Origin of the sequence: Priestia sp. SIMBA_032 (assembly GCF_046535215.1) — a bacterium.
Lineage (GTDB): Bacteria > Bacillota > Bacilli > Bacillales > Bacillaceae_H > Priestia > Priestia aryabhattai.
Genome location: NZ_JAWRXD010001043.1, coordinates 1 through 257 on the forward strand (window position 1 = coordinate 1; position 257 = coordinate 257).

Here is a 257-nt window from a genome sequence, read left to right on the forward strand (position 1 = left end):
GGTTCGACCTCATCGGGTGTGATACCAGCCGTCCACAGAGCACGGTACCGACCATTCAACAACAGCAATTCCCGATGTGTTCCGAGTTCGACGATACGTCCGTCGGACACCACCGCGATGCGATCGGCGCGGGCTGCAGTGGCCAACCGGTGGGCGACGATCACCGACGTCCGGGACCCGGTCAGGTGTCGTCCGGCGGCCAGCACCCGGCGTTCGGTCGACTGGTCCAGGGTGGCGGTGGCCTCGTCGAGCAGCAG

1 pseudogene is annotated in these 257 nt (G+C 66.1%); it reads right to left on the reverse strand.

Annotated features, from left to right (window positions below):
- A pseudogene (locus SB717_RS37520) lies at window positions 1-257 on the reverse strand (ABC transporter ATP-binding protein); the annotation flags it as partial.